The sequence below is a fragment of the Streptomyces sp. NPDC055749 genome (genome assembly GCF_053617235.1).
Genome location: NZ_JBSHFH010000013.1, coordinates 66,924 through 86,338, shown reverse-complemented (window position 1 = coordinate 86,338; position 19,415 = coordinate 66,924). Strand labels below are relative to the sequence as shown.

At 70.6% G+C, this 19,415-nt stretch carries 17 protein-coding genes and 1 pseudogene; 11 read left to right on the top strand and 7 right to left on the bottom strand.

Annotation, left to right across the window (positions count from 1 at the left end):
• Positions 1 to 14 precede the first annotated feature (14 nt).
• Positions 15 to 860, top strand: coding sequence for a spermidine synthase (locus tag ACWGO0_RS12610; RefSeq protein WP_453532283.1), 846 nt, complete (start codon positions 15 to 17; stop codon positions 858 to 860).
• Here the strand turns inward: ACWGO0_RS12610 and ACWGO0_RS12605 are convergent.
• Both ACWGO0_RS12605 and ACWGO0_RS12600 read right to left on the bottom strand, forming a co-directional pair.
• Entirely contained in the window at positions 822 to 2,198 is a 1,377-nt protein-coding gene (locus ACWGO0_RS12605; protein ID WP_453532280.1) for an MFS transporter, read from the bottom strand. The genes ACWGO0_RS12610 and ACWGO0_RS12605 overlap by 39 nt on opposite strands.
• A 69-nt stretch (positions 2,199 to 2,267) precedes the next feature.
• Positions 2,268 to 3,305 (bottom strand): hypothetical protein, encoded by a 1,038-nt coding sequence (locus tag ACWGO0_RS12600; RefSeq protein WP_453532277.1) that lies wholly within the window; start codon positions 3,303 to 3,305, stop codon positions 2,268 to 2,270.
• 109 nt (positions 3,306 to 3,414) lie between these two features.
• On the opposite strand from ACWGO0_RS12600, the gene ACWGO0_RS12595 reads away from it, so the two are divergent.
• Positions 3,415 to 3,852 carry a DUF4442 domain-containing protein gene (locus tag ACWGO0_RS12595; protein WP_453532515.1) on the top strand — a complete coding sequence of 146 codons (438 nt, stop codon included), beginning with the start codon at positions 3,415 to 3,417 and terminating at the stop codon, positions 3,850 to 3,852.
• 168 nt (positions 3,853 to 4,020) lie between these two features.
• The gene (locus ACWGO0_RS12590) at positions 4,021 to 4,680 is read left to right on the top strand and encodes a DedA family protein (protein WP_453532274.1); all 660 of its coding nucleotides are present in this window, start codon (positions 4,021 to 4,023) and stop codon (positions 4,678 to 4,680) included.
• A 22-nt stretch (positions 4,681 to 4,702) separates the two neighbouring features.
• Here the strand turns inward: ACWGO0_RS12590 and ACWGO0_RS12585 are convergent, their stop codons facing one another.
• Complete coding sequence (locus ACWGO0_RS12585) at positions 4,703 to 5,233, bottom strand: gamma carbonic anhydrase family protein (protein ID WP_453532271.1); 531 nt, start codon at positions 5,231 to 5,233, stop codon at positions 4,703 to 4,705.
• Between the two features lie 139 nt (positions 5,234 to 5,372).
• On the opposite strand from ACWGO0_RS12585, the gene ACWGO0_RS12580 reads away from it, so the two are divergent.
• Positions 5,373 to 6,161, top strand: a complete 789-nt coding sequence (locus tag ACWGO0_RS12580; protein ID WP_453532268.1) for an acyltransferase — start codon at positions 5,373 to 5,375, stop codon at positions 6,159 to 6,161.
• On the opposite strand, the gene ACWGO0_RS12575 is transcribed toward ACWGO0_RS12580, so the two are convergent.
• Positions 6,158 to 7,024 carry an EamA family transporter gene (locus ACWGO0_RS12575; RefSeq protein WP_453532266.1) on the bottom strand — a complete coding sequence of 289 codons (867 nt, stop codon included), beginning with the start codon at positions 7,022 to 7,024 and terminating at the stop codon, positions 6,158 to 6,160. The two genes, ACWGO0_RS12580 and ACWGO0_RS12575, sit on opposite strands and share 4 nt — an antisense overlap.
• A gap of 93 nt (positions 7,025 to 7,117) precedes the next feature.
• Here ACWGO0_RS12575 and ACWGO0_RS12570 point away from each other — a divergent pair, with 93 nt between their 5' ends.
• The 6 genes and pseudogenes from ACWGO0_RS12570 (at position 7,118) to fxsT (ending at position 16,309) form a co-directional block, all read left to right on the top strand.
• Positions 7,118 to 7,690 (top strand): helix-turn-helix domain-containing protein, encoded by a 573-nt coding sequence (locus ACWGO0_RS12570; protein WP_453532263.1) that lies wholly within the window; start codon positions 7,118 to 7,120, stop codon positions 7,688 to 7,690.
• Between the two features lie 54 nt (positions 7,691 to 7,744).
• A pseudogene (locus tag ACWGO0_RS12565) lies at positions 7,745 to 7,837 on the top strand (YbaK/EbsC family protein); the annotation flags it as partial.
• Between the two features lie 384 nt (positions 7,838 to 8,221).
• Positions 8,222 to 8,416: a hypothetical protein gene (locus ACWGO0_RS12560; protein ID WP_453532260.1), complete on the top strand. Its 195-nt coding sequence runs from the start codon at positions 8,222 to 8,224 to the stop codon at positions 8,414 to 8,416.
• A 22-nt stretch (positions 8,417 to 8,438) separates the two neighbouring features.
• A complete protein-coding gene (locus tag ACWGO0_RS12555; RefSeq protein WP_453532257.1) occupies positions 8,439 to 10,859 on the top strand; it encodes an FxsB family cyclophane-forming radical SAM/SPASM peptide maturase in 2,421 nt (806 codons plus the stop codon).
• Between the two features lie 172 nt (positions 10,860 to 11,031).
• Positions 11,032 to 12,363 (top strand): TIR-like protein FxsC, encoded by a 1,332-nt coding sequence (locus ACWGO0_RS12550; RefSeq protein ID WP_453532254.1) that lies wholly within the window; start codon positions 11,032 to 11,034, stop codon positions 12,361 to 12,363.
• Complete coding sequence (fxsT, locus tag ACWGO0_RS12545; RefSeq protein WP_453532251.1) at positions 12,347 to 16,309, top strand: FxSxx-COOH system tetratricopeptide repeat protein; 3,963 nt, start codon at positions 12,347 to 12,349, stop codon at positions 16,307 to 16,309. The genes ACWGO0_RS12550 and fxsT overlap by 17 nt, the downstream gene beginning before the upstream one ends.
• A gap of 45 nt (positions 16,310 to 16,354) precedes the next feature.
• On the opposite strand, the gene ACWGO0_RS12540 is transcribed toward fxsT, so the two are convergent.
• The 3 genes from ACWGO0_RS12540 to ACWGO0_RS12530 all read right to left on the bottom strand — a co-directional run bounded on the left by ACWGO0_RS12540 (position 16,355) and on the right by ACWGO0_RS12530 (position 18,651).
• A complete protein-coding gene (locus ACWGO0_RS12540; RefSeq protein ID WP_453532248.1) occupies positions 16,355 to 17,218 on the bottom strand; it encodes an alpha/beta fold hydrolase in 864 nt (287 codons plus the stop codon).
• Between the two features lie 131 nt (positions 17,219 to 17,349).
• On the bottom strand, positions 17,350 to 18,192 hold the full coding sequence (locus tag ACWGO0_RS12535; protein WP_453532245.1) for an aminoglycoside N(3)-acetyltransferase: 843 nt from the start codon (positions 18,190 to 18,192) through the stop codon (positions 17,350 to 17,352).
• A gap of 51 nt (positions 18,193 to 18,243) precedes the next feature.
• Complete coding sequence (locus ACWGO0_RS12530) at positions 18,244 to 18,651, bottom strand: CoA-binding protein (RefSeq protein ID WP_453532243.1); 408 nt, start codon at positions 18,649 to 18,651, stop codon at positions 18,244 to 18,246.
• 94 nt (positions 18,652 to 18,745) lie between these two features.
• Between ACWGO0_RS12530 and ACWGO0_RS12525 the strand changes: the two genes are divergently transcribed.
• The gene (locus ACWGO0_RS12525) at positions 18,746 to 19,372 is read left to right on the top strand and encodes a YigZ family protein (protein WP_453532240.1); all 627 of its coding nucleotides are present in this window, start codon (positions 18,746 to 18,748) and stop codon (positions 19,370 to 19,372) included.
• Positions 19,373 to 19,415: the final 43 nt, after the last annotated feature.

Below are 19,415 nucleotides of genomic sequence, written 5' to 3'. Positions count from 1 at the left end.
CTCACAATGGGGGAGTGAACGAGTCCATACCCGTCATCCGCGACGTCGACCACGGCACCGCCCGGCTCATGCCCGACGTGGACCGCGCCCGGGCCTGGCTGCTCACGGTCGACGGAGCCCCGCAGTCGTACGTCGACCTGGACGATCCGGCGTACCTGGAGTTCGAGTACGTACGACGGCTCGCCCACGTCCTGGACTGCGCGGCCGGACCGGGCGCACCCCTCGACGTGATCCACCTGGGCGGCGGGGCCCTCACCCTGCCCCGCTACGTCGCCACCACCCGGCCTGGTTCGCGCCAGGACGTGGTGGAGGCGGACCGCGGTCTGCTGGCGCTGGTCGCCGAGCATCTGCCGCTGCCCGCTGGGGCGTCGACCGTGGTGCACGGCACGGACGCCCGCGACTGGCTCGAACAGGCGCCTCCGCACTCGGCGGACATCCTGATCGCCGATGTATTCGGCGGCTCCAGGGTGCCCGCCCACCTCACGTCCGTCGAGTACGCGCGAGCCGCGGGACGGGTGCTGCGCGAGGACGGGATCTACGCCGCGAATCTTGCGGACAGCGCGCCCTTCGGATTCCTCCGGTCCCAACTGGCCAACTTCGCGGCAGTCTTCGACGAACTCGTCCTGATCGCCGAACCCGCAGTGCTGCGCGGCCGGCGCTTCGGCAACGTCGTGCTCGTCGCCTCGCACAGCGCCGTCGACACCGGCCCGCTGACCCGCCTCTGCGCGGGCGACGCCTTTCCGGCCCGGGTCGAGTACGGGGCCGCGCTCACCCGGCTCATCGGCGACGCGAGGCCGGTGCGGGACAGCGAGGCGGTCGCCTCACCGCAGCCCCCCGACGGTGCCTTCAGCATCGGCTGAGGACGTCGCGGGCTGCCGTTGGTCCTTGAGCCGGTCGTCCCTGAGCCTCTCGTCCTTGAGCCCCGCGTCCGTGAGCTTCGCGGCGTCCCCGGCGATCTCCTTGCCCGTACGACGCGTCAGATTGCGTACATCCGGCACCAGTAGCACGAGCGCCGTCACCAGCACGACGAGCGCCGCGCACGCCCACAGCGCCTGGCTGCGGCCGACGGCCCCCTCCACCGGACCGGCCATCGCGGTGGCCAGCGGCACCATGGCGACGGAGCCGAACCAGTCGTAGGCCGAGACCCGCGACAGCTTCTCCTCCGGGATCTCCTGGTGCATCGCCGTCATCCAGGAGACCCCGAACACCTCGATGGCGACCCCGCTGACGAACATCACCGCGGCCAGTCCCGACACCGGCAGCGGTACCGCGAGTCCCGCCGACGGCAGTGCCAGCGGGAAGACGCAGAGGGTTCCGGCCAGCAGCAGCCGCCGCGGCTTCCAGCGCATCATCAGCACCGCTCCGGCCAGGGTGCCGACGCCGAACGCGGCGAGTGCCAGCCCCCAGGGCTGCGCGCCGCCGAGTTCGTCCCGGGCGACCAGCGGCCCGTACACCGACTCCGCCGCGGCGACGACGGCCACGACCACGGAGAACTGTGCGACGATCGCCCACAGCCAGGTACGGCCGACGAACTCCTGCCAGCCCTCGCGCAGATCGGACAGAAGTCCGCCGCCCGCGGCGCGTTCGGGAATGTGACTCACATCGAGAAAAGCCCGAAGCACCCCGGCGAGTGCGAAGGCGGCGGCATCGACGGCGAGCACCCAGCCCGGGTCCATGGCCGCGATCATCGCCCCGCCGAGCGCGGCGCCGCCGATCGCCGCACCGTGCATCGACATGCGGAAGAGCGCGAACGCGCGACTCGCGTGCTCGGCGTCGACGCTGGACATCAGCATGCCCTCGGCCGCCGGGCTGAAGAACGCCTGCCCCGTGCCGCAGAGACCGGTCAGCAGCATCATCTGCCACAGCTGGGGATCACCGGTCAGGACCAGCCAGGCGAAGACCGCCTGCGACACACAGTTCAGGGCGTTCGCGGCCACCATCACCCGGTGGCGGGGCAGCCGGTCCGCCACCGCGCCGCCGATGAGCAGGAAGAGCACCAGGGGCGCGGTCCGGGCGGCGGCGACCAGTCCGACGTCCCCGCTGTCCCCTCCCGACTCCAGAACCGCGAACGCCGCCGCGATCAGCGCGCCATGGGTACCCAGGCTCGTGATGATCGCGGCGGCGGTGAGCAGACCGTAGTTGCGGCCGGCGCCGGAAGGGCGGACGGCAGGGGAGAGAGATGCGGAGTCGGAGGTCACCAGGGGACTATCGCCACCGCTGACCCCTTCCGACAACTCGAATTCCGGGCGGGATCAGGACGGGTGGATTCAGGACGAGGATTCCGCCAGCCGCACGGTGCTCAGGATCTTCTGGATCGTGGCGTCCGGGAGTTCGTCGTCGACGCCCGCGTTGGCGTACAGGACCCAGGTCGAGTACTCCTGCTTCGCGTTCTTGAACGAGAAGGCGAACGACTTGCCGTCCGTGTCGCACTTCTCCTTCTTGGTCACGCCCGCCGCGGTGGCGGTCGCCAGGCTGCCGGAGAGACCCGACTTGGTGGTGTACGGCTTGGGCTTGCCGACCTTGACGGTGCCCTTGGGCTCCTCCTGGGCGTAGGCGGCCCACACCCAGTTGCCCGCCTCGTTCCTGGCGGCCTCGTCGGTGCTCTTCGCGCCCTGGGCGCCCTTGGTGCCGACACCGGCGAGGCCGGTGTCCTCCTTGGTGCCGTCCTTGTCGGAGTCGTCGATGCACCACTTGCTCTTGTAGTAGGCCGGTGCGGAGAAGCCGACCGCGGGCGGACCCTCGGGGTTCTTGACGTCCTCGAATCCGGAGATCACACCCGTGCCCGCGACCTCCCAGTCACCCGGGACGTCGAACTGCGTGCCCCACTTGGGGTTGGTGACGACCTTCCACCCCGGGATCTGCGGTGTGGCGTCGCCGCCGCCGCGCGGGTTCGCAGCGGGGGACGACGCGGCCTCGGACGGCTTCGCCGACGCGGACGACTTCTTGTCGTCGGCGACGGTCTTGCCGCCCTTCTCGTCGTCCTTGCCCAGCACGATCACGCCGGTGACGACCGCCGTGACGACGACCGCGGTGGCGGCGACGATCGCGACGATCGTCGTCTTCTTCTTGTCGTCGCCCTGCGGGCCGCCGGGCTGACCCGGAACGGCGTACTGCGGCACGGTCGGCTGCTGGTACGGGTTGGGCTGCGGGTAGCCCGGCTGCTGACCGGGCTGCTGGTACCCGGGCTGCTGGTATCCCGGCTGCTGATAGGGATTCGGCTGCTGGTACCCCGGCTGCTGGTACGGGTTCTGATTCTGGTCCTGCGGGTTCTGCTCGCCCCCGGGCGGCTGCTGTCCTGGCCACATGGCCAGTAACCATAGAGGGGCCGCGCCCCCGCTGCTACGGCCGCCCCCGTACGGGGATGGCCAAACGGCCCTACTCGTGAGTAACCTTCGGCGAATGAGCGCTGAACAGATGACAGTCGGCGAGATGCTCGTCGCGACGGTTCCGATGGCCAGGACCCTCAACCTCGAGTTCCTGGAGACGACCGCGGACCGGGCGGTCGTCCGGCTGCCCGACCAGGCCGAGTACCACAACCACGTCGGCGGCCCGCACGCCGGAGCGATGTTCACCCTCGCTGAGTCCGCGAGCGGCGCCATCGTGATCGCGGCCTTCGGCGACCAGATGGCGCGTGCCGTGCCGCTCGCCGTGTCGGCGGAGATCGGCTACAAGAAGCTGGCGATGGGCGAGGTCACCGCGACCGCGACCCTCGGCAGGCCCGTGGCCGAGGTCGTCGCCGAACTCGACGAGGGCAAGCGGCCCGAGTTCCCGGTCGCCATCGCGATCCAGCGCGCCGACGGCGCGGTGACGGGCGAGATGACCGTCGTCTGGACGCTGCGTCCGCACAGCTGACCTGCGACTGACCGCACAGGGCCGTCGCGCACCCCGACGAGGGGGCGCGGCGGCCCTGTGTGCTGTCGGGGCAGGTAGGCTGCCCGCCGTGCGCCACCGAGGTGCGCGGCGGGCAAATGATCAACTGCGCAAGGCACAGCTGCAGAACCTGCACGGGAGGAACCGGCGTTGCACGTCCAGGAGTGGCTCGAGACTGTTCCCGCGGTCAGCATTTACATCCTGGTGGGGGTGGTCATCGGACTGGAGAGTCTGGGCATCCCACTGCCGGGCGAGATCATCCTCGTGAGCTCGGCGCTCCTCGCCTCCCAGCACGGCGAGATCGATCCGTTCGTCCTCGGCGCCTGCGCGACGGCCGGTGCGATCATCGGTGACTCGATCGGTTACGCCATCGGCCGCAGGGGCGGACGGCCCCTGCTCGCCTGGCTCGGCGGCCGGTTCCCCAAGCATTTCGGGGAGGCACAGATCGCCATGGCCGAGCGGTCCTTCGAGAAGTGGGGCATGTGGGCGGTCTTCTTCGGCCGCTTCGTGGCCCTGCTCCGCATCTTCGCCGGACCGCTGGCCGGTGTGCTGCACATGCCGTACTGGAAGTTCCTGATCGCCAACGTCTTCGGCGGCATCCTCTGGGCCGGCGGCACCACGGCCGTCATCTACTCCGTCGGCGTCGTCGCCGAGGCGTGGCTGAAGCGCTTCTCTTGGCTGGGTCTGGTGCTCGCCGTGCTGATCGGGCTGACCTCGATGCTCGTACTCAAGAACCGGGCGAAGAAGGCCGCGGCGCAGAGCGCCGTGACCCCCGTGCCCGAGCCCGCCACGGTGTCGGCCGCCGACTGAACCGGCGGCCGGGACCGGGAGCTCAGCCCTCGTGCTCCTGGCGGTGCGCCTTGGCCAGCTCGACGTAACCGACGGCGTTGAACCTGACGCCCTCGCGCTCCTCCTCGGTCAGCTCCCGCTTGACCTTGGCGGGCACCCCCGCGACGAGCGAGTGCGGCGGTACCCGCATGCCCTGCGGCACGAGGGCCTGCGCGGCGATCAGTGAACCCGCCCCGATGTGCGCGCCGTTGAGCACCGTGGCGCCCATGCCGACCAGGACGTCGTCCTCGATCACGCAGCCGTGCAGGACCGCGTTGTGGCCGACGGAGACCCGGGCGCCGACGGTGAGCGGGAAGCCCGGGTCGGTGTGCATGGTGCAGTTGTCCTGGATGTTGGTGTCCGGGCCCAGGCTGATGGGACCGCAGTCCGCCCGGAGCACCGCGTGGTACCAGACGCTGGAACCCGGGGCCATCGTGACCTCGCCGATCACGACGGCGGTCGGTGCGACGAAGGCATCCGCGTCGATGTCCGGCACCTTGCCGCCCATACCCATGATCAATGCCTGCTCAGCCATGGCCTGCTCCTCCGTGCTCCGGTGTGGTGCGGTCGCTCCGGAGGAACCGTAAGCGACGCCGGCACGGCTGCCGGGGGTGGGGTGAACATCACAGGGCGGGGCGCCGACCGGCCCCTGCCGAGGCAACTACGGTGTGCGGGTGCCGAAGAACAGAAACACGTTCTCCTCGCTGGCCGCCCGGCGGCGCAGCCTCCTGTCCCGGGCCGTCCACCGCGCCTGGGCCTGGGTGCAGGAGACCGGCGCGGTCACGGAGCAGCGCCCCGGGCGGCTGCGGTTCCGGCGGATCGGCCCGGGGACCCGGCTGGCCTTCCCGCAGGGCACGGTGTTCGGGGAGGCGTGGATCGAGCTCGGGGACCACTGCGTCATCGGCGAGCAGGTGACGCTGACGGCCGGTCTGATGCCCGATCTCGACCTGGGTTCCGAGACCGTCCTGACCCTGGGCAACGGCGTCGTGCTGGGCCGGGGCAGCCATGTCATCGCCGACACGACGGTGACGATCGGCCCGGACACGTACTGCGGCCCGTACGTCTACATCACCTCCACCAACCACAGCTACGACGATCCGAACGAGCCCGTCGGCAGGCAGTGGCCGCGCATGGAGCCTGTCGTGATCGGCCCCGGCTGCTGGATCGGCACGGGCGCGGTGATCCTCCCGGGGGCCAGACTCGGCCGCAACGTGGTGGTCGCCGCCGGGTCGGTCGTCCGGGGCGAGGTCCCCGACCACGCCGTGGTGGCCGGTGCGCCGGCCCGTGTCGTACGGAGCTGGGACCCCGACAAGGGCTGGCAGCCGCCGCTCCGTACCCCCGCGCCGGTCCCGATCCCGGAGGGCGTTACCCCCGAACAGCTGCGGCTCCTCGCCGGACTGGAATCGGAGCCGTCCGAGCGCGGTGGTCCGACCGATCCCCCCGAGCGGACCGAGCCCTCCTAGCCCGACGCCAGCAGGACCGTCCCCACCAGGGCCAGACCCGCCCCCGCCGCCTGCATGCCCCGCAGCCGTTCGCCCAGCACACCGCGCGCGGCCAGAGCCGTCACCACCGGGTAGAGCGAGGCCAGTACGGCGGCCACGGTGACCGGGCCGTGCTGGGCGGCGATCGAGTAGGTGCCGTTGGCCGCGACATCGGCGAGCCCGACGAAGGCGAGCGCGGGCAGCGCGGCCACGACGACGGCCCGGCCGCCGTCCGCCGGCAGTGCGCGGCCTCCCCGGCGCACCGAGACCCAGAGCGCCGCACCGCCGACCGCGATGTTGGTGAGGCGCTGGACGAACAGCGCGAGGAACAGTCCGGTGACCGTCGTGGACGCCTCGGAGATCAGCGCCATCACCGCGCCGAACCCGAACGCCGCCACCAGCGTCAGCAGGACCGCCCGGCGCTGCACCGGCGCTCCGCGCAGCTCGGGGCCGCCCGCCAGGACGATTCCCACCACGGCGACGGTGATACCGGCGAACTGGAGCAGTCCGGGCCGCTCACCGACCATCAGCCCGACGCTCACCGGTACGGCCACCCCCAGCGAGCCGAGCGGGGAGACGACGCCCATCGGGCCGAGCGCCAGCGCCTTGTAGAAGCTCAGCATCGCCACAGGGCCGACGACCCCCGCGGCCACCGCGAACCACAGCAGCCCGTCGGCCTCCCGCCAGGCGCCCGTCGCGAGCACGACGACGCCCAGGACGACGGCCGCGATGCTCTGCGAGACGACCACGACCGTGAGTGCGGGCGTACGCCGGGTGAGCAGTCCGCCGCCGAAGTCGGCCAGGCCCCAGAGCAGGCTGGTGGCCAGGGCGAACAGTGCTGTCATGGCAGGCCTCGCAGTACAGTGCGGTGAACGGTTCGGTGCACCACACCGTAGTGCAGTATTTTGTACTCTGTCATCCAGAATATTGGACGGAATGTGTCTGACCTCGATCAGCTCACTCAGTCGCTCGCGCGTAATCTCAAGCGTTGGCGGGGTGAGCGCGGCTTCACCCTCGACGCCCTGGCCGCCCGCGCGGGTGTCAGCCGCGGCATGATCATCCAGATCGAGCAGGCGCGCACGAATCCCAGCGTCGGCACCACCGTCAAGCTCGCCGACGCGCTCGGCGTCAGCATCACCACGCTGCTCGACTACGAGCAGGGGCCGCAGGTCCGGCTGATCCCCGCAGACCAGGCCGTACGCATGTGGTCGACGGACGCGGGCAGTTCGACCACCCTGCTGGTCGGCACGGAGGCCGCCGGCCCCCTGGAACTGTGGTCCTGGCGCCTGATGCCCGGAGAGGGCAGCAACTCCGATCCGCACCCCGAAGGGACCGTGGAGCTTCTCCATGTCACCGTGGGCGAACTGACCCTGGTCGTCGACGGCGAGCCGCACGCGGTGCCCGCCGGAACCTCCGCGACGTTCGCGGCGCACCTGTCGCACGGCTACCGCAACGACGGCGCGGAACCGGCCGAGTTCACCATGGCCGTCTCGGTTCCTCCCGCCCGTTGAGACGGTGAACTGACCACGGGGCAAGGGCTGTTAGCGTATTCCGCATGCGCGCACCTCGGCAGCGGCCGGCGCCGCGGCAAGCTGATCATGCCGGGCGAGGCTCTCGCGGCGCTGCCGGACGCGGTCCTCGTCGAGGGCCTCGGCGTGTCTGATTCATTACTGTCCGGAATCATCTTTCATGAATTCCGGGTTTCGGTCCGGGCGGCAGAGGAGGGTGTGCATCATGGCCCGCCCGCTGCCTTCGAACTCGTTCGCGCGAACTGTATGCGTGCCCGAAAGGATCACGCTTACCGCTCGCCCGAAGGAGTGCTTTTCGTCGTCGAGGAGCACCGGGGTGCCCGGATCCGAGTTTGAGGCACAGGGCCAGGGTGTGCCGCAATTTTCAGCCATTCGGCTTGTGTCCCGATTTGCGTTCCTTCTTCCGTTATGCAGAAATGAGGGCCCGTGATATGCGGACGGCGGAATTCCATTCGTCAGTAGTCAGCCGTTCGCGCGCACGCACCCTCGTTATTTCGATCTGAGAGGCTCTCCATGGACATTTCACTCGTCTCCGCGGCCGGCAGGCCGGGGATCGCTCCTCGCCGGCAGGCCGCACCTCGGGTGCCGCTGGCGAAGAGTGCCGCTGTGCAGGGCGGCGGCGCTGTGCCCGCTTCCCTGAGCCGTCTGCTGTCGACCGGCGCCGGGGCGAGCCCGCTGGTCGTGGCGGCCTTTCAGTCGTCCGTCTGAGTAGCCGGACACAGACACCACCATGGACCGGCCCGCGCTCTCCTTGAGTCAATTTGTGCTGAAGATGCACAGCCGCTGTGACCTCGCTTGCGACCACTGCTACGTGTACGAGCACGCTGATACGAGTTGGCGTGGCCGGCCCAAGGTGGTGTCACAAGAAATCCTGGCCAAGGCGGCGGAGAGGATCGCCGACCACGCCAGGACCCATCGCCTCCCCGAGGTCCACGTCGTCCTGCACGGCGGTGAGCCGCTGCTCGCGGGCACCGCGCGGCTGCGGACCGCCGCCGAGGAGCTCTACGACGCACTCGACGGCGTGAGCGCCCTGGATCTGCGCATCCATACCAACGGCGTACTGCTGAACGAACGGTTCTGCGAGCTCTTCACCGAACTGGGCATCAAGGTCGGGGTGTCGCTGGACGGCGACAAGACCTCCAACGACCGCCACCGCCGGTACGCCGACGGGCGCAGCAGCCACGCGCAGGTCCTGAAAGCCGTCGAACTCCTCAGCAGGCCCCGCTACCGGCACCTGTTCGCCGGCCTGCTCTGCACGATCGACATCGAGAACGACCCCGTCGCCGTGTACGAGGCGCTCGTCGCCCTCGACCCGCCCCGCATGGACTTCCTCCTGCCGCACGCGACCTGGGACGTACCGCCGCCCCGGCCGGGCGGGTCGACGACCCCGTACGCCGACTGGCTGGACATCGTCCACCGGCGCTGGGACGCGGACGGACGGCCCGTACCGGTGCGCATCTTCGACTCCGTCCGGCGCACGCTGCGCGGCGAGAGCAGCCTCACCGAATCGCTCGGACTTGCCCCCGCGGACCTCGTGGTGATCGAGACCGACGGAACCTTCGAGCAGGCGGACAGCCTGAAGACGGCCTACGAGGACGCGCCCGCCACCGGCATGGACGTCTTCACGCACTCGCTCGACGAGGTGCTGGGCCACCCTGGTCTGCTCTCCCGGCAGCAGGGGGTCGAGGGGCTCGCCGAGGAGTGCAGGGCCTGCCCGGTGGTGACCTCCTGCGGCGGCGGTCTCTATGCCCACCGGTACCGGACCGGCAGCGGCGGCAGCGGTTTCGACAACCCCTCGGTGTTCTGCCCCGACCTGATGGAGCTCATCGTGAACATCCGGGACCAGGAAGCGCGCACACCCGCCGCCGGGGAACCGTCCCTCGCCGACCTCGGCCTGGACGAGCTGGCGAAGGGGTTCGGCGGCGCCGGGACCGTGGGGCGGCTGGCGGAGAGCCAACTGGACCTCGACCGCCAGCTCCTCGCGGCCGTGCACGAACGCGGTCCCCGGACCGACCGGCACGGGGCCGCGGCCTGGGAACTGCTGATCGACCTCGACACCGCACTGCCCGCCGTGGTGGACGCCGTGGTCGCGCATCCGTATCTGCGGCCCTGGGCCCTGCGCGCGCTCGACGGCAGGGTGCCGGGCACCGCGGGCAAGGGCCTCGCGGAGATCGCGGCCTCCTGCGCGCTGCGCGCCCGGCGCGGCGACCGCGTCACGGTGCCGGTGCGCGAGGGGCTGCTTCGGCTGCCGGGCCTCGGCACCGTGTCGCTCCCGGGCGATGTGGAGCTGGCGGAGGTGGAGGCGGGCCCGGACGGATTCACGGTGCGGGCGGCGGGACGGTCCCTGGAGATCGGCTGGGACAGCGGCGCCGACGGGCTCGTACCGAACTGGCGGCCCGTACGGCTGGTGGAGCTGACGGGCTGGACCGTGGCGCTGGAGGACACCGACCCGATGCGCGACGCCCATCAGTGGCCCGTCGCGGACCGGCTCTCCAGCGGCGAGGCCAAGCTGTGGTCCGAGGACCTCGCAGAGGCGTGGTCGCTGATCGTGCGCGAACTGCCCCTCTACGCGCCGGGAGTGGCCGCCGGACTGCGCGCCGTCACCCCCCTGCACGCACCGGACGGCAGCGATGTCAGCGCCGCGTCCCGGGAGGCGTTCGGTGCGATCGGTGCGGCGCGGCCCGTCACACCGGATCTGCTCGCCCTGCTGATCGTCCACGAGTTCCAGCACGTCAAGCTGGGCGCGGTCCTGGACAGTCACGACCTGTACGACCCGGACCAGGGGGGCCGGCTGTTCTACGCCCCCTGGCGCGACGATCCACGCCCCCTCGACGGCCTGATGCAGGGCACGTACGCGCACATCGCCGTCACGGACTTCTGGCGGGTGCGACGGCAGAGCGCCTCCGGTCCGGCCGCGCGGGCGGCACAGGCGCAGTTCGCCCGGTGGCGCGAGCAGACGGCCGCCGCGGTGGACGAACTCGCCGGCTCCGGTGCGCTCACCCCCCTGGGGAGACGTTTCGTCGAGGGCATGGGCGAAACGGTCGCGGGCTGGACGCAGGAGAAGGTTCCGCAGGCCGCACTCGCCGAAGCCAGGCGTGCCGCGGAGATCCACCGGGCATCGTGGAACGCGGCGGCTTCCCTCGGTAAATGATCATATCCAGCTCCGGATTTGGCAGATTTGGCATCAATTGAATGATCCAAATTGAGATTTGATCAATTGGATCGGTCAATTGATGTGTTCGCGTGGTTCCGTAGGGGAATCGACGTTTCCTAGACTGAGGGCCCAGCAACAGGGACCGGGGGAGACGTTGGCCAGTGGAGCTGTGGGAGCCGGGGGAGACGAACCAAAGCCTTACTTCTTTCTCAGCTACGCCCATACGCCGAAGAACCATCCGAAGGACAAGGACCCGAACGTCTGGGTGGAGAGGTTCTACCGGGATCTGTGTGCCCACGTACTGCAACTGACCTCGCTTCCGGCAGGCGTACCGGCCGGATTCATGGATCAGCAGATGCAGCCGGGAGAAGGGTGGCAGGAGAGGCTGTCCGAGGCGCTGGCGTACTGCCGTGTCTTCGTACCGCTCTACTCGCCGCGCTATTTCCTGAGCGAACAGTGCGGCCGTGAGTGGTACGCGTTCTCCAGCCGGGCGGTGCACCACCAGGCCGCCCAGTACAACAGCGTCCCGATCACCGGGATAGTCCCCGCGCTCTGGGTGCCCGTACCGCCCAAGCAGCTTCCGCAGCCCGCGGAGCGGCTCCAGTTCAACCACGCGACCTTCGGGGACGACTACGCGGACGAGGGCTTCTACGGGCTGATCAAGCTCAGATATCTCAGGGACCAGTACGAGCGTGCCGTGTATCTGCTGGCCAAACGCATCGTCAAGGTCGCCGAGCAGACCCGGATGGCCGAGGGCCACCCCCACCAGGACTACCTGGCCGTGCCGAGCGCCTTCGGGCCGCCGGGGCCCGCCCGTGAGATGGACATAGCCGTGCTCGCCTGTTCGCAGGCCGACCGGCCCCAGGACCGTGGCCCCGACTGCTACGGACCGGACGCCCGGGACTGGAATCCGTACCACCCCAAGTCCTCCCGCCCGCTCGCCGACCACGCGGGAGATCTCGTCCGCAACCTCGACTACCTGGTGCGGGTGGGCGACTTCGAGGCCGAGGCCGAACGGCTGCTGGCAGCCGGCGAGCCCAGCGCCCCCGGACTGCTGCTGCTCGACCAGTGGGCGCTCGAAGCGCCGCACCGAAGGGATCTGCTGCGGCGGCTCTGCGCCCAGGACCGGCCCTGGATCAGCATCATGGTCCCCTGGAACCGCGAGGACCCGGAATCCGTGAACCGCACGGAATCCCTGCACTCGGCCGCCGAGATCCTCAGCACCGAGACGACCGGCGGCCACCGCTCGGCCGGCTCCGGAGTCCCCACCCTCGAAGCGTTCAGCGAAGAGCTGCCGCGCGCCGTGCGGGCGGCCGACCGGCACTACACGGCCCAGGCGAAGACCTACCCCCCGGAGGGGCGGGGCGGGCGGATACCACGTGTGCTTCCCGGCGGCGTCGGCTACGGCGCCGATGTTCACGTCACCCCTCCTGACGTACCGCACCAGGGCAAAGTCAACGCCGACGACGTGGAGGAATCCTCGGATGACCGAGAACCGTGAAGGCACCATCGTCACCTTTTACTCGTACAAAGGCGGCACCGGGCGCACCATGGCTCTGGCCAACACCGCCTGGATCCTCGCAGCCAACGGATACCGAGTGCTCGCCGTCGACTGGGACCTGGAGGCGCCGGGTCTGCACCGCTTCTTCCACCCCTTCCTCGACTTCTCCGACCTGGAGGCCACCCCAGGGGTGATCAACCTGATCACCGAATACCAGGAGGAGGTACGGCGGCCCGCCGAGCGGGAGCCCGAATGGCACCGCGACTACGCGCGTGTCCGCCCGCACGCCACCTCTCTGAACTGGTCCTTCCCCTTCGGCGGGAGCCTCGACTTCGTCTCCGCCGGGCGGCGCAACCGGGACTACTCCGCGACCGTGGGGCGAATGGACTGGGAGGACTTCTACGAGCGTTACGACGGCGGCCAGTTCTTCGACGCGATGCGTACCGACATGCAACGCCACTACGACTACACCCTCATCGACAGCCGGACCGGGATCAGTGACATCGGGGACATCTGCACCGTCCAGATGCCTCAAGTGCTGGTCGTCTGTTTCACGTTGAGCGACCAGAGCATCGACGGCGCCGCCGCCGTCGCCCGAGATATCGAAGAGCGCTTCCATGACAAGCAGATCCGTATCCTGCCGGTGCCGATGCGCATCGACGACGGCGAGAAGGAGAAGGCCGACGCCGGACGGGCTCTCGCCAGGGAGAGCTTCAGCGGCTTCCCGAGCGGTCTGAGCAGCGAGGAACTGGCCGGCTACTGGGGCTCGGTGGAGATTCCCTACCGGCCCTTCTACGCGTACGAGGAGATCCTCGCGACCTTCGGCGACGCGCCCAACGTGTCGAGCTCCATGCTCACCTCCTGCGAGCGGCTCACCTCCGTCCTCACCGACGGAGCGGTCAGCGCCCTGCCGCCGATGGACGAGGCCGAACGGCTCGGCTACGTCGCGGCCTACACCCGGCGCCGGCCCGTACCGCCCTCCAACGTGGTGCTCACCTATGTGGCCGAGGACCAGATGTGGGCCGACTGGATGGAGGCCGTGCTCTCCCGGGCGGGCTTCCACGTCGTCGCCGTCGACGTCCGGACGACCCAGGTGGCCGGCGCGGAGTCCGCGTTCGCCCCAGGTGGCACGTACCGCGTCGTCGCCGTGGTCTCGCAGGCGTACCAGAACTCCGGCCCGGCCAGGAACGTGTGGGACTCCGTGGTCAGCCTCGACCCCACCGGGAGCCGCCGCCAGCTGATACCCGTCCGGGTCGGTGACGTACGGCTGAACCTGCCCGCGAGCAGCCGCGCCGTCGTCGACCTCGTGCGGCTCGAAGAGACCGAGGCGGCGTCCGCACTCCTCGGCGCCCTGGACCGGGACGAGCCCGCCGCATCGCCGCCCGTCCCGGCGGGCGGCCCCCGCTTCCCTGGCGCCGCGCCGAAGGTGTGGAACGTACGCCCGCGGCACGCCTGGTTCACCGGACGCGCCTCCGTACTGGAAAAGCTCCGCGACCAGCTGCGCGGCGACACCGGATCGGGACAGCGCCTGCCCCAGGTCCTCTACGGACTCGGCGGGGTCGGCAAGACCCAGGTGGCCAGGGAGTACGCACACCGCTTCCGCGCCGACTACGACCTCGTGTGGTGGGTCGAGTCCGAGCAGCCCGACCGGGTGCTCTCCTCGCTCGCCGAACTGGCCGCCGAGATGGGGCTGCGCACCGGTGACGGGGTCACCGACGCGGCCATGGCGGCTCTGGAGGCGTTACGCAGCGGAACGCCGTACTCCCGCTGGCTGCTCGTCTTCGACAACGTCGAGGACCTCGACAGCGCCCTGGACGTCTTCGCCGACGAGACCGCGCCCATCGCGGGCTCCCTCTACGGCCACGTCCTCGCCACCTGCCGCAACAAGCCGGTCTCGGCCCAGGTCGAGACGACGGAGGTGGAGGTCTTCATCCGCTCCGAGAGCGTCGAGCACATCTGCCGTCGCGTCCGCAAGCTGCCCTCACGGGACGCGGACCGGGTGGCCGAGGCGGTCGGTGACCTGCCGCTGGCCGTGGAGGTCGCCGCGGCGTGGCTCGCGGAGACGGCCACACCGGTGGACGACTACGTGGAACAGCTCAGGGAACAGAGCACCAAGGTCCTGTCCCTGGGCACACCCGACGACTACGCACAGCAGATCGGTGCCACCTGGAACATCTCCATCGCCCGCCTGCGCGAGGAGTCGCAGGCAGCGGTACGGCTCCTGGAGCTGTGCGCCTTCTTCTCGGCCGAACCGATCTCGATGAGCCTCATCGGCAGCGACTCGATGCTCCGCTCGCTCCTCCCGTACGACCCCGATCTGCGCGAGCGGTACATGCTCGGCAAGGTCACCCAGGCGCTCAACCGGTTCGCCCTGGCCAAGGTGGACCCGGCCGACAGCAGCATCCAGGTGCACCGCCTCGTCCAGGCGGCCGTCCGCTCCGGGATGTCCCCGGAGGAGCAGGAGAAGGCGATGCACGAAGTGCACGTCACCCTGGCCGCGGCCAGGCCGCAGGACACCGGGGAACTGGACAGCCCGGTGAACGACCCGCGCACCTGGCCGAGCTTCGAGCTGATCTGGCCGCACCTCGGGGCATCGGGCATCGCCGACTGCGACGAGGAGTCGGGCCGTCAGCTCATGCTCGACCGGATCCGCTACCTCCTCAAGCGCGGTGAGCTGGAGAACGCCCGGCTCCTGGGCACCCAGCTGAACCGCACCTGGACCCGTGAACTCGGCGAGGACGACAAGCAGACACTCAACCTCCGCTTCGAACTGGCCAACGCGCTCCGCGCCCAGGGCAAGTACCACGCGGCGCTCGCCCTGGACGAGGACACCAGGGAGCGGCAGATCCGGGTGTTCCACCCCGACCACCCGAACGTACTGATCACCACCGGGAGCCTCGCCGCCGACCTGCGGGCCCTGGGCCGCTTCGACGAGGCGCTGGAACGGGACGTGCGGATCTACCGGGGCATGCGGGAGACCTTCGGCGAGGACCACCCGCGCACCCTGACCGCCGCCAACAACCTCGCGATCGACTACCGGCTGAACGGCGACAGCGAACGCGCCCGCCGGCTGGACGAACAGACCGTCGAGCGGCGCAGCGCACTGCTGACCACCGACCACCCCTACACCCTCACCACCAAGGGCCACCTCGCCCGCGACCTGCGCGAGACCGGGGAGTACGAGGCGTCGGTGCAGGTCCTGCGGGAGGTGATCGCCGCCTTCGACCGCAGCGTGCTCAACGCCGACGTACCCGAGGCGCTGCGCACCGCCAAGAGCCTCGCCGTCTCGCTGCGCAAGGCCGGACATCCGCACGAGGCGAAGCGGCTCACCGAGGAGACGTACAGCCGCTACCGAGGGAGGTACGGGGCGAAGGTGCCCGACGCACTGGCCTGCGGGCTGAACCTGGCCGCCGACTTCTCGGCGGTCGGCGACAAACAGGCCGCCCTCGACCTCGCCCTTCAGGCACTGGAGGGCTACCGCGAGAGCCTGGGCGAGGAACACCCCTTCACGCTGGCCTGCCGCAACAACGTCGGCATCTATCTGCGGGGGCTCGGCGAGGCCCGGCGGGCCGCCGAGGTCGGCGAGGACGTCCGGGCGCTGCTGGAGGACCAGTTGGGACCGACGCACCCCTTCACACTGTGCGCGGCGATCAACCTCGCCAACGCCTACGGCGATCTGCACCGGCCCGAGGCGGCGGAACAGTGGGAACGGATCGCGCTGGAGGGCCTGATCGCGAGATACGGACCGACCCACCCCGATGTGCTCGTCTGCCGCTCCAACCTCGCGATCACCCTGCGCGCGGCGGGCCGTGAGGTCGAGGCGCAGCGGATGCGGGCCGAGGTCCTCGACCCGGCCGCCGCACGGCTGGGGCCGGATCACCCGATCACCGAGGCAGCACGCTCCTGGCGGCGGGTCAGCCGTGACCTGGAGCCGCAGCCGGTGTGAGCCGGGGTGCGCGGGCGGTGCGGGGCCCGGGTCCCGGCGGACGGTTCATCTGGACGTCCAGTCGAGGACTCGGGTCAGCACCCGCAGTGCGCCGAAGTGCGCGGCACCCTGCTCCACCATCAGCTCGGCGCCGGGGATGTGCTCGGCGAGCCACCGGGTGTGCGACACCGGAGCGAACACGTCGTCCTCGCCGTGATACAGCAGCACGGGCGAGGCGATGTCCTCGGGGCGGAACCCCCAGTCGGTGCTGAACGACATCACGTCGTCGACCCAGCCGTCGGCCGAACTGCGCAGCCCCTCCGCGAAGTTGCGGGTGAGCATCGCCCGGATACCGGCATCGGCGACGATGCCGCGGTCCGACGCGGGCAGCGTGCTGTGCATATCGGCCACCATGCCCGCCGGATCCGCCCGGATCGTCGTCGACCGGAACTCCAGCGCGGCCGTCAACTGGCGTGGCCCGGCAGCCGCGTTGTCGTACTCGCGGACATTGGACTCGGTCATGCCTTCGAACCAGTCAAGGCCCTGCGCGTCGCGCGGCGCCAGCCCCACGAGCGCCGCCGTCCTGGCCGTACGGTCCGGCAGCAGCGCCGCGCAGGCGAGGGCGTGCGGCGCGCCGCCGGACCGGCCGACCACACCGAACCGCTCGATGCCGAGCGCGTCGGCGATGGCGGCGACATCATCGGCGACATGTGCCACGGTCCGCCCGGGCAGCCGGTCCGAATCCCCGTAACCCGGACGGTCGTAGGCGATGAGGTGCACGCCGAGGCGGTACAGCACGGAGCCCCGGGGGGCCGGTCCGAGCCGGCTTCCGGGTGTGCCGTGCAGAAGAAAAACGGGCCTGCCGTGCCGCTTTCCGTAATGTTCGACGGCCAGCCGACGGCCGTCCCCGGTGCGAATCAGCTGCTTCATCCGGCGTCTCCCCCATTAGGTCCGACACGCCGCAAGTATGAGCGCAGGCACCGCAGTTGGTACATAGGTGCTCCGGCCAACGGTCGTAGCCGGCCCGCACCCGGGGGGCGGCCCGTCCTGCGGTCCGCGCCCTACGGACGGATCGCTGCTGCCGGGTCCGCCGGGCGCGCCACCCGGTGCGCGGCGAGCCATCCGGCCGCGAAGTCCACCGCCGCTGTCAGCCGGACGAGCCTGCTGTACGCGGCACCGACCCGGCCCGTACGCACGGCACCCGTGGTGTCCGACGCTTCGAAGTCCCGCCCCAGCGCGGCGAAGTCGCTGTCGTCCAGATCGACGTCCTCGTACTCCCACCACCGCCGCTGCCCCCGCGCCGTCACCACACAGCGGTAGCGGCGGCGGGGCGGACGCGGCACCCGGTACTCCGCGAGGTGGAAGGCGGTGCACGTGTCGAACCCCGTCCCCAGCAGCAGAATCCGTGCGTCGCTCTCGTACAGCCGGGCGAGCGGGGACGCCTCGCCGTAGTGGCAGTCGGGGCTGTGGAGCGCCGTCAGCGCACCGGCGGCGGGCCCGAGCGCCGCGAACGAGGTCTGCGGGTGGCCACTGCGCTCGGCCCCCGGTGCCAGCCGCACCGCCTCGGCGAGACGGCCCACGGACGGCGCGGGCGTGGTCGCCGGGTCGAACGGGGGCATGGCCGCGCGCACCGCCTCCCGCGCCTCGTCGGTCAGACCGTGGACGCTGCGGCGGTACGCGGGTGAGGTGTCGGAGTTCTCCGGAGTGATCGCCGGAACCACGAGCGTCCCCTCCGGCCCCAGGGCCAGCCGGAGGGCATCCACCATCGTGCGGACCCCACCGTCGACCACCCCCACGGAACGCATCGAGGCGTGCACCAGGAGCACCCCGCCCCGCTCCACACCGAGCTCCGACAACTGGCCGGCCAGCCGCTCACCGCTGAGGAGGTCGCTCACGGCCGTCATTGTCCCGGCCGGCGGCCCCGCGCGACAGCACGCCTCCCCGGGCCCCGTGGTTCAGCCGAGCCGCGGGATCTCGATGGCCGGGCAGCGGTCCATGACCATGTCGAGTCCGGCGGCCGTGGTGCGCCGGTGGGCTGCCTCGTCGACGACGCCCAGCTGGAACCAGACGGCCTCGGCCCCGATGGCCACGGCCTCGTCGGCGACCGCGCCCGCGAGGTCGCTGTTCACGAACACGTCGACCACGTCGACCTTGAACGGAATCGCGTCCAGCGACGGATACCCCGGCTCCCCGTGCACGGTCTCGGCCTTGGGATGCACGGGCACGATCTTCTTGCCGTAGCGCTGGAGCACCGCCGCGACACCGTAGGCCGCGCGCGCCTCGTTCGACGACAGACCGACCACGGCCCATACGTCACCGGACTCGGTGAGGATCTTGCGGACGGTGTCCTGGTCGCCATGCATGTCATGCCTTCCCGCAGACGCGAATACTGACTGACTGGGCAACCTGCGACGGGCGCCGGGGATTCCCGCTCCGAGCGGCGCATAGGCTGGCCGGATGCAGGAGCAGTACCGGACAGTCGCCCGTGCGGGCGTGCACGAGACCGAGATCAGCCGATCGCGCTTCCTCTGCGCGCTCGCCCCCGCAGCCACCGAGCAGGAGGCGCAGGACTTCGTCGCACGCGTACGCAAGGAGCACCCCACCGCCAGCCACAACTGCTTCGCGTACGTGATCGGCGCCGACGCCTCCGTACAGAAGGCGTCCGATGACGGGGAGCCCGGGGGGACCGCGGGCGTTCCCATGCTCCACATGCTCATGCGCCGCGAGATGCGGTACGTCGTCGCTGTCGTCACCCGCTACTACGGCGGTGTGAAGCTCGGGGCCGGCGGACTGATCCGGGCCTACGGCGGAGCGGTCGGCGAAGCGCTCGACGAGCTCGGCACGATCACGCGTCAGCGCTTCCGGCTGGCCACGGTCACGGTGGACCACCAGCGCGCGGGCAAGCTGGAGAACGATCTGCGGGCCACCGGCATCACCGTGCGCGAGGTTGGCTACGCGGAGGCGGTGACCATCGGCATCGGGCTGCCGGACGCCGACGTCGAAGGATTCACGGCCTGGCTGGCCGACGCGACGGCGGGCTCGGCGACCCTCGAACTGGGTGGCGAGGCGTACGGGGACGTCTGAAACCATGATTCATGCGGGTTCCGGGGGCGACCGGCGTTAGCGT